Source organism: Roseateles saccharophilus (assembly GCF_004342485.1).
Lineage (GTDB): Bacteria > Pseudomonadota > Gammaproteobacteria > Burkholderiales > Burkholderiaceae_C > Pelomonas > Pelomonas saccharophila.
In genome coordinates, this window is the sequence record NZ_SMBU01000030.1 from 25,832 (window position 1) to 38,898 (window position 13,067).

At 69.2% G+C, this 13,067-nt stretch carries 15 protein-coding genes; 3 read left to right on the plus strand and 12 right to left on the minus strand.

Features of this window, described 5'->3' with window-relative positions; all coding sequences use genetic code 11:
* Positions 1–72: 72 nt before the first annotated feature.
* The 12 genes from ybgF to EV671_RS20095 all read right to left on the minus strand — a co-directional run bounded on the left by ybgF (position 73) and on the right by EV671_RS20095 (position 10,277).
* Positions 73–852: a tol-pal system protein YbgF gene (gene ybgF / locus EV671_RS20040; protein ID WP_132575051.1), complete on the minus strand. Its 780-nt coding sequence runs from the start codon at positions 850–852 to the stop codon at positions 73–75.
* Positions 852–1,388 (minus strand): peptidoglycan-associated lipoprotein Pal, encoded by a 537-nt coding sequence (pal, locus tag EV671_RS20045; protein ID WP_132575053.1) that lies wholly within the window; start codon positions 1,386–1,388, stop codon positions 852–854. The genes ybgF and pal overlap by 1 nt, the downstream gene beginning before the upstream one ends.
* A 99-nt stretch (positions 1,389–1,487) precedes the next feature.
* The gene (tolB, locus tag EV671_RS20050) at positions 1,488–2,774 is read right to left on the minus strand and encodes a Tol-Pal system beta propeller repeat protein TolB (protein ID WP_132575055.1); all 1,287 of its coding nucleotides are present in this window, start codon (positions 2,772–2,774) and stop codon (positions 1,488–1,490) included.
* A gap of 88 nt (positions 2,775–2,862) precedes the next feature.
* Positions 2,863–4,347: a ribonuclease G gene (rng, locus tag EV671_RS20055; RefSeq protein WP_132575057.1), complete on the minus strand. Its 1,485-nt coding sequence runs from the start codon at positions 4,345–4,347 to the stop codon at positions 2,863–2,865.
* 48 nt (positions 4,348–4,395) lie between these two features.
* Positions 4,396–4,998 carry a Maf family protein gene (locus EV671_RS20060; RefSeq protein WP_132575059.1) on the minus strand — a complete coding sequence of 201 codons (603 nt, stop codon included), beginning with the start codon at positions 4,996–4,998 and terminating at the stop codon, positions 4,396–4,398.
* A complete protein-coding gene (gene rlmH, locus EV671_RS20065) occupies positions 4,991–5,458 on the minus strand; it encodes a 23S rRNA (pseudouridine(1915)-N(3))-methyltransferase RlmH (protein ID WP_132575061.1) in 468 nt (155 codons plus the stop codon). Before rlmH ends, EV671_RS20060 begins: the two co-directional genes overlap by 8 nt.
* Positions 5,458–6,123, minus strand: coding sequence for a ribosome silencing factor (rsfS, locus tag EV671_RS20070; RefSeq protein ID WP_132575063.1), 666 nt, complete (start codon positions 6,121–6,123; stop codon positions 5,458–5,460). The genes rlmH and rsfS overlap by 1 nt, the downstream gene beginning before the upstream one ends.
* Positions 6,124–6,711 carry a nicotinate (nicotinamide) nucleotide adenylyltransferase gene (gene nadD, locus EV671_RS20075; RefSeq protein WP_165917651.1) on the minus strand — a complete coding sequence of 196 codons (588 nt, stop codon included), beginning with the start codon at positions 6,709–6,711 and terminating at the stop codon, positions 6,124–6,126.
* Positions 6,708–7,643 carry an oxygen-dependent coproporphyrinogen oxidase gene (gene hemF / locus EV671_RS20080; protein WP_132575067.1) on the minus strand — a complete coding sequence of 312 codons (936 nt, stop codon included), beginning with the start codon at positions 7,641–7,643 and terminating at the stop codon, positions 6,708–6,710. The genes nadD and hemF overlap by 4 nt, the downstream gene beginning before the upstream one ends.
* Entirely contained in the window at positions 7,640–8,269 is a 630-nt protein-coding gene (locus tag EV671_RS20085; protein WP_165917652.1) for a 1-acyl-sn-glycerol-3-phosphate acyltransferase, read from the minus strand. Before EV671_RS20085 ends, hemF begins: the two co-directional genes overlap by 4 nt.
* A complete protein-coding gene (purD, locus tag EV671_RS20090) occupies positions 8,266–9,552 on the minus strand; it encodes a phosphoribosylamine--glycine ligase (RefSeq protein WP_132575071.1) in 1,287 nt (428 codons plus the stop codon). Before purD ends, EV671_RS20085 begins: the two co-directional genes overlap by 4 nt.
* Before the next feature lie 2 nt (positions 9,553–9,554).
* A complete protein-coding gene (locus tag EV671_RS20095) occupies positions 9,555–10,277 on the minus strand; it encodes a YebC/PmpR family DNA-binding transcriptional regulator (protein WP_132575073.1) in 723 nt (240 codons plus the stop codon).
* 75 nt (positions 10,278–10,352) lie between these two features.
* Here EV671_RS20095 and EV671_RS20100 point away from each other — a divergent pair, with 75 nt between their 5' ends.
* The 3 genes from EV671_RS20100 to EV671_RS20110 all read left to right on the plus strand — a co-directional run bounded on the left by EV671_RS20100 (position 10,353) and on the right by EV671_RS20110 (position 13,052).
* The gene (locus EV671_RS20100) at positions 10,353–11,906 is read left to right on the plus strand and encodes a helicase HerA-like domain-containing protein (RefSeq protein ID WP_132575075.1); all 1,554 of its coding nucleotides are present in this window, start codon (positions 10,353–10,355) and stop codon (positions 11,904–11,906) included.
* Positions 11,907–11,980: 74 nt separating this feature from the next.
* Complete coding sequence (locus EV671_RS20105) at positions 11,981–12,235, plus strand: hypothetical protein (protein ID WP_132575077.1); 255 nt, start codon at positions 11,981–11,983, stop codon at positions 12,233–12,235.
* A 10-nt stretch (positions 12,236–12,245) separates the two neighbouring features.
* Positions 12,246–13,052: a hypothetical protein gene (locus EV671_RS20110; protein ID WP_132575079.1), complete on the plus strand. Its 807-nt coding sequence runs from the start codon at positions 12,246–12,248 to the stop codon at positions 13,050–13,052.
* Positions 13,053–13,067 lie beyond the last annotated feature (15 nt).

Consider the following 13,067-nt stretch of genomic DNA (forward strand, 5'->3'; position numbering starts at 1 on the left):
CGCGGAACCGGCTTGGCCGGGCCGCTGGCAGCGGCCCCTTGAGGGGGCCGGCGCAGCCGATAGGGAATGGGCCTATTTGAGCGCGTGCAGGCGTTCCTTGCCGGCCTGCGCGGCCTCGGTGCCGGGGTAGGCCTTGATGAGGTCTTCGAGGCTGCGGCGGGCCGACTTGTTGTCCTTCAGCTCGATCTGGCAATTGGCCAGCGCGAGCAGGGCTTCGCCAGCGCGCGGATGGTCGGGGTTGCCGGCGATGAAGGCCTTGAAAGTCGCGATCGCGTCCTTGTAGTCGCGCTTACCGTACTGCGCATTGCCCAGCCAGAAGCGCACCGAGTCGGTGTAGCCGCTGGCTGTGTAGCGCTTCAGGAACGCGTTCAGCGCGGCCACGGCCTCGGCGAAGTCGCCGCGCCGCACGAGGCCGATGGCGGCTTCGTACTGGCTGCGCTCGTCCGGGCTGACCTGGAACTCGCGGCCATCGAGGCTGACCTTCTGCGGCTCGAGCGGCTTCAGGCGGGCATCGACGGACTGCGACTGGTCGGTCAGCTTGCGCTGGGTATCTGCCAGGTCGCGGGCCAGTTGCTCGTTGGTGCCGCGCAGCTTGGCGATCTCGGCGCGCAGCGCATCGATCTGGGCGTTCAGGTCCAGCACGCTGCGGCGCAGCGGCTGGATCTGGTCCTGGATCAGGGAGTTGAGCTGCTCGGCCCGCTTGTTGGCCAGGTCCTCGTTGGCCTGCACCTTGCCGCGCAGTTCGAGGATGGCCTTGCGGGCCTCGTCATCCTCGAACAGGCCTGCCCGGGCCGGCTGGACAAAGGCCGCGCTGGCCGCAACGGCGATCAGCGCCAGACGCAGAACCCGCATCACTTGTCCTTGAGCTCGACGCGACGGTTCTTGGCCCAGGCTTCCTCGGTGCTGCCCTGCACGGCCGGACGCTCCTTGCCGAAGCTGACGGCTTCAACCTGGTTGGCGGCAGTGCCCAGCAGCGTCAGCGACTTGGCGACCGACTCGGCACGGCGCTGGCCCAGGGCCAGGTTGTATTCGCGGCCACCGCGCTCGTCGGTGTGGCCTTCGAGCATCAGCGCGGCCTGCGGCTTGGCCTTCAGGCGGCGGGCATGCAGGTCCACGAGGCCGCGGTACTCCTCCTTGACGACGTCGCTGTCGAAGTCGAAGTAGATGACGCGCTTGTCCTTGACCTGCTGGGAAAGCTCGCTGAACAGGTCGACCGTCGAGACGCGCGAATCGGCGAGCGGCTCGGTCTTGCCCTGAGACGTGTTGCCCGTGGGCGCGGTCGTGGAGATGTCCTTGACCGGCGCGGGTTCGTCCAGCTTGACGGTGGAGCCGCAACCGGCAAGGGCGGCGGCGGCAACCAGGGTGAGCGCGTAACGGGTCAGCTTCATTCGAGTGTTCTCCAGAACGGACAGAGAGAGCGAGGGTTGGGGTACAGGGGCCGCGGCGGCGCGGGCCGGCCATTGTCCAACATGGTGCGAACTGTCAAGTTACTGACGTGTAAACGGTCCCCAGGTGGGCTCGCGCACCTCGGTCAGCGTGACGAGCAGGGGGGTCTTGATCTTGCCGTCCAGCGTCGTCGTCATCAGCACTTCCTTGCCGCCGGCGCGGGTCGCGTAGACGATGAGCTTGCCGTTGGGCGAGAAGTCGGGGCTCTCGTCGTCATTGGTCTCGCTGATCTGCTGCACCTGGCCGCTGGCCAGGTCCATCACGCACAGGCGGAAATTGCCGTTCACGCGCGTGATGTAGGCCAGCGTGCGGCCGTTGGGGCTGATGGCCGGGCTGATGTTGTAGTTGCCGCTGAAGGTGACACGCTCGGCCGCACCACCGCCGGCCGGCATGCGGTAGACCTGGGGGCCGCCGCCACGGTCGCTGACGAAATAAATCTTGCTGCCATCGGGCGCATAGCAGGCCTCGGTGTCGATGGCGCTGCTCTGCGTCAGGCGGCGCAGGCCGGAGCCGTCACGGTTGATGACGAAAAGCTGGGTGCCGCCCTCGCGCGACAGGCTCAGCGTCAGCTGCGAGCCATCGGGCGACCAGGCGGGCGCGCTGTTGGTGCCCTTGAAGTCGGCCAGCACGCGGCGCTGGCCGGTCTGCACGTCCTGGATGCGCACGGTGGCCTTGCGGCTTTCGAACGATACATAGGCCAGCTCACGGCCATTGGGCGCCCAGGCCGGCGAGATGATGGGCTCGGGGCTGGTCAGCGCGATCTTGGCGCCCTCGCCGTCGGCGTCCGCGACGACGAGGCTGTAGCGCGAGCCGGCCTTGGTGACATAGGCCATGCGCGTCGCGAACGCGCCCTTGTCGCCGGTGAGCTTCTCGTAGACCACGTCGGCGATGCGGTGGGCAGCAAGGCGGGCGTCGTCGGGCAGCACGGCCTGGGCCTGGCCGACGATCTCGGCGCCCTTGACGACGTCCCAGAGCTTGAAGCGGATGTCCAGCCGCCCGTCGGCCAGGCGGCTGACCGAGCCGGCCACCAACGCGTCGGCCTGGCGGGCGCGCCAGTCGGGCCAGACGGGGCTGCTGGTCTCGTTCAGGCCACCCGGTGCATCGACGCTGCGGAATTGGCCGCTGCGTTCGAGGTCGGCACGCACGATGGCGGCGATGGGCTGGGGCGACTTGGACTCGTCGCGGAAATCGACGATGGCCACCGGCACGCGCGAGCCGCCGACGCCGGCGATGTCGATGCGCAGTTGGGCAAAGGCGGGCGAGGCGCCAAGAGCGGCCAGGGTCGCAAGGCCGCGGCGACGGGAGACGGGCGCGAAAGATGCAAGCATGGCGCGGGATTCTGCCGCAGCCCGGCAAGTTGTAACGTCAGACAAGGCCGCGTCGGGCCGGAGAGCGGACGCTGCACCCGGCCCTGGTTCAGAGCAGCACGATGTCGTAGTGCTCGGTCTGGTTGGTCGGCTCGGCGGTCAGCGAGATGGGTCTGCCGATGAAGTCCGACAGCCCCGCCAGATGGGCGCTCTCCTCGTCGAGCAGCATCTCGACGACATTGGCCGCGGCGACGACGCGGAACTCCCGAGGCGAGAACTGGCGCGCCTCGCGCAGTATTTCTCGAAGGATGTCGTAGCAGACCGAGCGCGCCGTCTTGACCTGGCCGCGGCCCTCGCAGGTCGGACAGGGCTCGCAGAGCATGCGGGCCAGCGACTCGCGGGTGCGCTTGCGCGTCATTTCGACGAGGCCGAGCTGGGTGAAGCCGCCGACGGTGACCTTGGTGCGGTCGCGGTTCAGCTGCTTCCTGAACTCGGCCAGCACGGCGGCCTTGTGCTCCTCGCGCGTCATGTCGATGAAGTCGACGATGATGATGCCGCCCAGGTTGCGCAGCCGCAGCTGGCGGGCTATTGATCCCGCCGCTTCGAGATTCGTCTTGAAGATGGTGTCGTCGAAGTTCTTGGCGCCGACGAAGCCGCCGGTGTTGACGTCGATGGTCGTCATCGCCTCGGTCTGGTCGAAGACGAGCGAACCGCCGGACTTCAGCTCCACCTTGCGCGCCAGCGCCCGCGCGATCTCGGCGTCGACATTGCACAGGTCGAAGATGGGGCGCTCGCCGCGGTAGTGCTCCAGCTTGGCGGTGGCCGCGGGCATGAAGGTCTCGCCGAACTGGCGCAGCACGTCGTACTGCATGCGCGAGTCGATGCGGATGGAGCCGGTGCGTTCGTTCGTCAGGTCGCGCAGCACGCGCTCGACGAGGCTGAGGTCCTGGTGCAGCAGGCTGGCCGGCGGCGTGGTGAGGGCGCCGGCGCGAATCTGCTGCCAAGTCTTGCGCAGGTAGGCGATGTCGGCGGCCAGCTCCTCGTCGGAGGCGTCCTCGGCATTCGTGCGCAGGATGAAGCCGCCACCGCCGCCCTGCTCCTTCGTGCCCACCAGCGCGAGCATGCGCGCGCGCAACGCCTCGCGCGCCTCGGGCGAGCCGATCTTCTGGCTGATGCCAATGTGGTCGTCCTGCGGCAGATAGACCAGCATGCGCCCGGCGATGCTGATCTGGCTGGACAGGCGCGCGCCCTTGGTGCCGATCGGGTCCTTGATGACCTGCACCGTCAACGGCTGCCCCTCGAAGACCAGGCGCTCGATGGGCGTGGGCGGCGCATCCGTGTTCTGGTGCCGGCCATGGCCGAACTGCGAGGCGCTGTGCAGGTCGGCCACGTGCAGGAAGGCCGCGCGCTCCAGGCCGATGTCGATGAAGGCCGACTGCATGCCGGGCAGCACGCGCACCACCTTGCCGAGATAGACGTTGCCGACCAGGCCCCGCTCCAACGTGCGCTCGATGTGCAGCTCCTGCACGGCGCCGTTCTCGACCACGGCCACCCGCGTCTCCTGCGGGGACCAGTTGATCAGGATGTCTTCCATCGCGAACCCTTGAATGCTGATGCGTGCCGCCGGCCAGGGCGGCACGCATCAAAACTCAAAGCCGAATTGTTCGAGCAGCGAGGCGGTCTCAAAGAGGGGCAACCCCATGATGCCCGAGTAGCTGCCGGCAATCTTCACGATCCAGGCCGCGGCCTGGCTCTGGATGGCATAGGCGCCGGCCTTGCCGAAGGGCTCGCGGCTGGCGATGTAGCGGGCTATCTGCGCGGCGGACAGCGGCGCGAACTCGACCTGCGAGATGTTCAGCGCGGCCGCGCGCCGCGTCGCATCGGCCACCGCGACGGCCGTGATGACGCGATGGCTGCGCCCAGACATCAGCCCCAGCATGCGCGCGGCATCGGCCGCGTCGGCGGGCTTGCCGAGGATGAGGTCGTCGACCGCCACCGTCGTGTCCGCGCAGAGGATGGGCGCCGGCGGCAGGCCACGGGCCGCCAGGCGGGCGAGCGCGGCATCGAGCTTGGCGGCGGTCACGCGGGCACAGTAGCTCTGCGGCAGGTCGTTGGCATGGACGACCTCCAGCGCCTCGGCGTCTTCGTCGGCGCCGGGCAGCAGCAGCTCGTGGTGCACGCCGATCTGCTCCAGCAGTTGGCGACGACGCGGGCTTTGCGAGGCCAGGTAGAGAAACTTATTCACGGTGATAGGGATGGCCGGTGGTCACCGTCCAGGCGCGGTACAGACCCTCGGCCAGCAGCACGCGGGCGAAGGCATGCGGCAGCGTTAGGTCTGACAGGCGCAGCGTCTCGTCGGCCGTGGCCTTGAGGTCGGGATGCAGGCCGTCGGGGCCGCCGATGATCAGCGCCGCGTCGCGGCCCTCGCCCATCCACAGTTTGAGGCGCTCGGCCAGCTGCACCGAGGTGCGGCGCTCGCCGCGTTCGTCGAGGATGATGCGGCGCACGCCTTTCGGCAAAGCCGTCTCGATGCGCGCCGCTTCGGCCGCCATCAGCTGCTCGGCCGTCTTGCTGCCGCGCGTCTCGGCCTTGACGGCCTTCAGCTCCAGCCTGAGCTCGGGCGGAAAGCGCTTGGCGAAATCCTCGTAGGCCGTGTCGGCCCAGGCCGGCTGGCGCTGGCCCACGGCGACAAGCAGCAGCCGCATCAGGCCTTCTTGGCCGCTGTCTTCTTGGCCGGCGCCTTCTTGGCGACGACCTTCTTCGCCGGTGCCGCCTTCTTCGCCGGCACAGACTTGGCCGCCGTCTTCTTGGCAGCCGGCTTGGCCACGCCGACCTTGACGGTCTTGGCCGCCGGCGTCTTCGCGCCGACGACGCGGCTGACGCCCTTCTTGGCCGGCACCGCCTTCTTCGCCGCAGGTGCGGCCTTCTTCGCGGCGGGCGCCTTCTTCGCGGGCGCGGTCTTCTTCGCCGGCGCCTTCTTCGCGACCGGCTCGGGCTCGGAGGCCTTCACCAGCTTGACCTCGGCGCTGCCGAGCTTGAGCTTGACCGGCTTGTCACCCCAGATTTCCTCGAGGTGGTAGTAGTCGCGGATGGCCGGCTGCATCACGTGCACGACGGCGGCGCCGCAGTCCACGATGATCCATTCGCCGTTGTCCTCGCCCTCGGTGCGCATCACCTGCATGCCGCGGCCCTTGACCGTTTCACGCACGCTGGAGGCCAGTGCCTTGGTCTGCCGGTTGCTGGTGCCGGAGGCAATGATGACGCGCTCGAACAATGGCGACAGGTGCTCGGTATTGAACACGACGATGTTCTGAGCCTTGACGTCTTCCAGACCATCGACGATGGCGCGTTGCAGCTTGCGAATATCCATTCAGGGCTTCTTCCCGTAAAGACGGTGCGAGGCAATATAGCTCGCCACGTCGGCGCCCACCAAGGGGCTGATGTCGTCGCCGCGCGCAATGGCGGTGCGCACGGCGGTGGATGAGATGGGTACGTCCGGCAGATCCAGCACCTGCAGGCGGTGCGGGGGCATGCCGGGCGGCGTGACGACGGCCACGCCCGAGCGCGGCACGACGACGAGAGTCGCCAGCTCGACGACGAGCTCGGCGCGGTACCAGGTCGGCAGCCTTTCGTACTGGTCCTGGCCGATCAGGAACATCAGCTCGGCGCCCGGATACTCGGCCGTGAACTCACGCAGCGTGTCGGCCGTGAAGCTGGGGCCGCGGCGGTGCAGCTCGCGCTCGTCGAGCTCGAAGCGCGACTCGGCACCGAACAGCAGGCGGACCATGGCCGCGCGATGCACTGCCGCCGCCATGACCTGGTCGGGCTTCTGCCACTGCCGGCCGGCCGGCAGCCACAGCAGGCGGTCGGGCGCCAGCACATGCAGCGCGAAGCGCGCGAAGGCCAGGTGGCCGAGGTGGGGCGGGTCGAAACTGCCGCCGAAGAGTGCCAGTTTCAAAGCCAGAGCGCCGTCGGGGTTTCGTCGGCCCAGTCGCGCGGGCGCAGGAAGTCGCTGTAGAGCCGCGCCTCGGGCGTGCCCGGCTCGGGCGCCCAGTCGTAGCGCCACTTCACCTGCGGCGGCATGGACATCAGGATGGACTCGGTGCGCCCGCCGGACTGCAGGCCGAACAGCGTGCCGCGGTCGAACACAAGGTTGAACTCGACGTAGCGGCCTCGCCGGTAGGCCTGGAAGTCGCGCTCGCGCTCGCCGTAGGCATAGCCGTGACGGCGCTCGACGATGGGCAGGTAGGCCGCCAGGAAGGCGTCGCCCACCGAGCGGATCAGCGCGAAGCCGGCATCGAAGCCGCCCTCCGCGTAGTCGTCGAAGAAGATGCCGCCGATGCCGCGCGGCTCGTTGCGGTGCTTCAGGAAGAAGTAGTCGTCGCACCAGGCCTTGAACTTCGGATGCAGCTCGGCGCCATACGGCACGAGCGCGTCGCGGCAGACACGATGGAAGTGCTGGGCGTCGCGCTCGTAGCCATAGTAGGGCGTCAGGTCCATGCCGCCGCCGAACCAGGTGACAGCGGGCCCACCGGCCGGCAGGGCCGCAAACATGCGCACGTTCATGTGCACCGTCGGCACGAAGGGGTTGTGCGGATGCAGCACCAGCGACACGCCCATCGCCTCGAAGGGCGCACCGGCCAGCTCGGGGCGATGCTGCGTGGCGGAAGGCGGCAGCACGCGGCCCTTCACATGCGAGAAGTTGGCGCCGCCGCGCTCGAACACGGAGCCGCCTTCGATCAGGCGCGACAGGCCGTCGCCCTCCAGTCGGCCGCCGGGCTCGCGGCTCCAGCCGTCGCTGAGGAAGGCGTTGCCGTCGGCCGCCTCCAGCGCGCTGACGATGCGCTGCTGCAAGGCCAGCAGATAGTCACGGACGGCTTGCGAGTTCATGGGCGCGGCGGCTTGGGTTGGATGGGGCTGGCCAGCGCCGGGCGCTTGCCCACCCGCGGACCGAGGTAGTCGGCAAAGGCGGCGAAGTCGGCCTGGACATCGCCGGTCAGCATGATGAAGCGATTCAGCGACACGACGCGGCGCTGGAAGTCGAAGTAGCACAAGCCTACCGGCACGCCGGCCTGCACGGCGACCTGGTAGGCGCCGGTGCGCCAGCCGGCCGTCAGCGAGCGCGTGCCCTCGGGCGCGACGGCCAGCCAGAAGCGCTCGCCGCGCGCCGCCGCCGAGCGCATCTGCGCAACCGTGTCGGCCACGATGCCGTGCGGGCTGCCGCGGTCCACCGCCACGCCGCCGATCCAGCGCACCCAGCGACCGAGCAGCGGCACGCGGAACAGGCTGTCCTTGCCCCAGAAGCGCAGCTGCAGCCCGAGGGCCCACTTGGCCAGCACGCCGACGACGAAGTCCCAATTGGACGTGTGCGGATAGACCAGGATGACGCCCTGCTCTGTCGGCAGGCCCGGTGCGTCCACCGTCCAGCCGAACAGGCCGAGCACCCCCCTTGCCAGGCGGCTCTGACCGCCGTGAGGATGCAGCGGTCCGGTCAGGACGGCAGGGGTCGCGGTCAACGCTTGATGGCCCTGTGGCCGATATCGCTGCGGTACTGGCGGCCGTCGAACTGGATGGCCGCGGCCAGATCGTAGGCGCGCTGCGCGGCCGTGCGGGCCGATTCGCCCAGTGCCGTCACGCACAGCACGCGGCCACCGCTGGTGACGAGCTTGCCGTCCAGCTCGGCGGTGCCGGCATGGAAGACCATGGCCTCGTCCTCGTCGGCCGGCAGGTCCGTGATCGCGTCGCCCTTGCGGGGGCTGAGCGGATAGCCCTCGGCCGCGAGCACGACGCCCAGGGCCACGCGGCGGTCCCACTGCAGCTCGACCTGGTCCAGCGTGCCGTCCGTCGCGTGCATCAGCAGCTCGAACAGGTCGCTCTTGAGCCGCATCATGATGGGCTGGGTCTCGGGGTCGCCCATGCGCGTGTTGAACTCGACGGTGCGCGGCTGGCCGTGCTCGTCGATCATCAGCCCGGCGTACAGGAAGCCGGTGAAGGGATGGCCATCCTTGGCCATGCCGGCGATGGTCGGCTGGATGATCTCGTGCATGACCTTGGCATGCACATTGGGCGTGACCACCGGCGCGGGCGAGTAGGCGCCCATGCCACCGGTGTTGGGGCCGGCGTCGCCGTCCAGCAGGCGCTTGTGGTCCTGGCTGGTGGCCAGGGACACGACATGCCTGCCGTCGCAGACGACGATGAAGCTGGCTTCCTCGCCGGCGAGGAAGTCCTCGATGACGACGCGGGCGCCGCCCTCGTTGTGCGTCACTCCGAGCTTGTTGTCCTCCAGGATCCAGGCGATCGCCTCGTGGGCCTCTTCCAGCGTCATCGCGACGACGACGCCCTTGCCCGCCGCCAGGCCGTCGGCCTTGATGACGATGGGGGCACCGCGGCCGTCCACATAGGCGTGCGCGGCGGCCGGGTCGGAGAAGGTCTCGTAGGCCGCGGTCGGGATGCCGTGGCGCTTCATGAAGTCCTTGGCGAAGGCCTTGGAGCTTTCCAGCTGGGCCGCGGCCTTGGTGGGGCCGAAGATGCGCAGCCCGCGGGCGCGGAACTCGTCGACGACGCCGGCGGCCAACGCCGCCTCGGGGCCGACGACCGTCAGCGAAATCTTCTGCTCGGCGGCGAAGTCGGCGAGCGCCTTGGCGTCGGTGGGCCCGATGGCGACGTTCTCCAGCCGCCCGTCGCGGGCCGTGCCGCCATTGCCGGGGGCCACATAGACATGGCTGACCCGCTGGCCCTGGGCCAGCTTCCAGGCCAGGGCGTGTTCACGGCCGCCGTTGCCGATGACAAGAACCTTCATGCTCAGCCCAGCTCGGCGTTGTGATAGACGGCCTGAACGTCGTCGAGATCCTCGATGACGTCCAGCAGTTTCTGCATGCGCTCGGCGTCCTCGCCGGCCAGCTCGATGGTGTTCTCGGGGCGCATCGTCACCTCGGCCAGCTCCGGCGCCAGGCCGGCTGCCTCCAGCGCGGCCTTGACGACCTCGTAGTCGGCGGGCGAGGTCAGCACCTCGATGGCGCCGTCGTCGCCGGTGACGACGTCCTCGGCGCCGGCATCCAGCGCCACTTCCATGATCCTGTCCTCGGACGAGCCGGGCGCAAAGATCAGCTGGCCGCAGTGCTTGAACTGGAAGGCCACCGAGCCGTCAGTGCCCATGTTGCCCCCGTACTTGCTGAAGGCGTGGCGCACCTCGGCCACGGTGCGGACGCGGTTGTCCGTCATCGTGTCGATCATGATGGCCGCGCCGGCGATGCCATAGCCCTCGTAGCGGATTTCCTCGTAGGTCAGGCCGTCGAGGTTGCCGCTGGCCTTGTCGATGTTGTACTTGATGCGGTCGGCCGGCATGTTGGCGGCCTTGGCCTTGTCGACGGCCAGGCGCAGGCGCGGGTTGTCCTTGATGTCAGGGCCGCCCTGGCGCGCCGCGACCGTGATCTCACGGATGATGCGCGTCCAGATCTTGCCGCGCTTCTCGTCCTGGCGACCTTTTCGATGCTGGATATTGGCCCATTTGGAATGACCGGCCATAGGTTGGCTCCTGGAGGGCAGCCGTTGCAGCAGCCCGTTTATCGTTGAATAGCCCCTGATTTTAGAGGACGCCCCATGACCGACCCGATCCTGCTGGCCCGACGCGAGCAGACCGAGTGCCTGCTGCTGCCCGCGCTGGCCAACCGCCACGGCCTGATCACCGGCGCAACCGGCACCGGCAAGACCATCAGCCTGCAGAAGCTGGCCGAGAGTTTCTCCAGGCTGGGTGTGCCCGTCTTCATGGCCGACGTGAAGGGCGACCTGACGGGCATCAGCCAGGCCGGCAGCCCCGCGCCTAAGCTGCTGGCCCTGCTGAAGGACCGCGGCCTGGAGGCGCCCGAGCCGCAAGCCTGCCCGACGACGCTGTGGGACGTCTTCGGCGAACAGGGCCACCCGGTGCGCGCGACAGTGTCCGACATGGGCCCGCTGCTGCTGAGTCGCATGCTGGCGCTGAACGAGACCCAGGCCGGCGTGCTGCAGATGGTGTTCAAGATCGCCGACGACCAGGGCATGCTGCTGCTGGACCTGAAGGACCTGCGTGCGATGCTGCAATACGTCGGTGACAACGCAGGCCAGTTCACGACCCGCTACGGCAATGTCTCGGCGGCCAGCGTCGGCGCCATCCAGCGCGGCCTGCTGCAGATCGAGGCCCAGGGCGGGACCAAGTTCTTCGGCGAGCCCATGCTCGACATCGAGGACTTCATGCAGACCGACAACGGCCTGGGCGTTGTCAACATCCTGGCCGCCGACAAGCTGATGAACGCGCCGCGGCTGTACGCGACCTTCCTGCTGTGGATGCTGTCCGACCTGTTCGAAACCCTGCCCGAAGTGGGCGACCTGGAGAAACCCAAGCTGGTGTTCTTCTTCGACGAGGCCCATCTGCTGTTCAAGGACGCGCCCGACGCGCTGATCGAGCGCATCGAGCTGGTCGTGCGCCTGGTGCGCTCCAAGGGCGTGGGCGTCTACTTCGTGACCCAGAATCCGCTGGACATCCCCGACACCGTGCTGGGCCAGCTCGGCAACCGCGTGCAGCATGCGCTGCGAGCCTTCACGCCGCGCGACCAGAAGGCCGTCAAGAGCGCGGCCGACACGATGCGCCCCAACCCGGGTCTCGACATCGCGGCGGCGATCACCGAGCTGGCCGTGGGCGAGGCGCTGGTCAGCCTGCTGGACGACCATGGCCGGCCCAGCGTGACCGAGCGCGTCTTCGTGCTGCCGCCGGGCAGCCAGATCGGCCCGATCACGACCGAGCAGCGCCAGGCGCTGATCGAGAACTCCACCGTCGCCGGCGTCTACGAGGAGCAGCTCGACCGCGAATCGGCCTACGAGAAGCTGACCGGCAAGGGCACGACGGCCGTCGAGGCACCTGCGGACGGCCGCGCCGCGCCGACCACCAGCGCACCGCAGGGCGCTCCGGCCGCGCCGGCTCCCGCCGCAGGCGGCGGCCTGCTGGACGGACTCAAGGACATGCTCTTCGGCAGCACCGGCCCGCGCGGCGCCCATCACCCGGGCCTCGCGGAAACCGCGGCCCGCTCGGCCGTGCGCACCATGGGCTCGGCCGTCGGCCGCGAGATCATCCGCGGCGTGCTCGGCTCCATCCTGGGCGGCAGCAACAGCCGCCGCAGCTGACCCGACCTGGCGACACCACGCACGCCCCACTGGCGCCAGGGCGATGAAAACCGTATAAACGGTTTTCATCGTTTATGAGCCACGATCGCAAGCCCCCGCCTCCCGAGCGCGCCAAGCTGGTGCGCGACGGCTTCACGATGCCCGAGGCCGACTACGCCCTGCTCAAGGAGCTCAAGCACCGGCTGCACGACGTGAAGCGCGAGGCCAGGAAGAGCGAACTGCTGCGTGCCGGCCTGCGGGCGCTGGCCGAGCTGGACGCCGAGGCCCTGGCGGCCGCGCTGGACCGGCTGACGCCGGTGAAGACGGGGCGCCCGCCGAAGTCGGGCTGAGGAGACTCCCATGGGTGACGCGACCTACTGGTGGCATCTGCTCTGCGGCATCGCCGGCCTCAACCTCGTCGCCTGGACGGTCTCGACCGCCTGGCTGCACCGCAGCCACCCGGATGGTTCGACCTGGCCCCATCAGCGCCTGCAGCTGCTGCTGTCGGCACTGTATGTGCTGGGCTGCGGCTACCGCTCCCTGCTGCCGGTCTTCGACGTGCCGCGCGTCGTCATGGTGGACTCCTGGGCCTCCAGCGTGCTGGTGGGCCGCACGGTGGCGACGCTGGCCGAGCTGAGCTTCGCCGCCCAGTGGGCGCTGCTGCTGCGCGGCGCGGCGCTGCTGACGGGCGGCGGCCTGGGCCTGCTGGTGTCGCGCGCCGTGCTGCCGCTGATCGGCATCGCCGAGCTGAACTCGTGGTTCGCAGTGCTGACGACGCGCAACATCGGCCATGTCGTCGAGGAGACGCTGTGGGGCACGGTCGCCCTGCTCAGCGTGGTGGCGCTGCTGGGCCAGTGGTCGCTGACCTCCGCCCGCGGCCGGCGCTGGCTGGCCCTGGCCATCGCAGCGGGCCTGGCCTACGCGGCCTATATGTTCGCGGTGGACGTGCCCATGTACTGGTCGCGCTGGCTGGCCGACGAGGCCGCCGGGCGGGCCTACCCCAGCCTCGCGGCCGGCGTGGCGGACGCGGCCTACCGCTGGCATGTGTCGCACGACTGGGCGCACTGGCGCAGCGAGGTGGTCTGGATGACGCTGTACTTCAGCGTGGCCGTGTGGATCAGCATAGCCCTCGCGCACGTGCGGCTGCCGCTGCGCGCGCATCCTTAGAATCGACGGCATCGC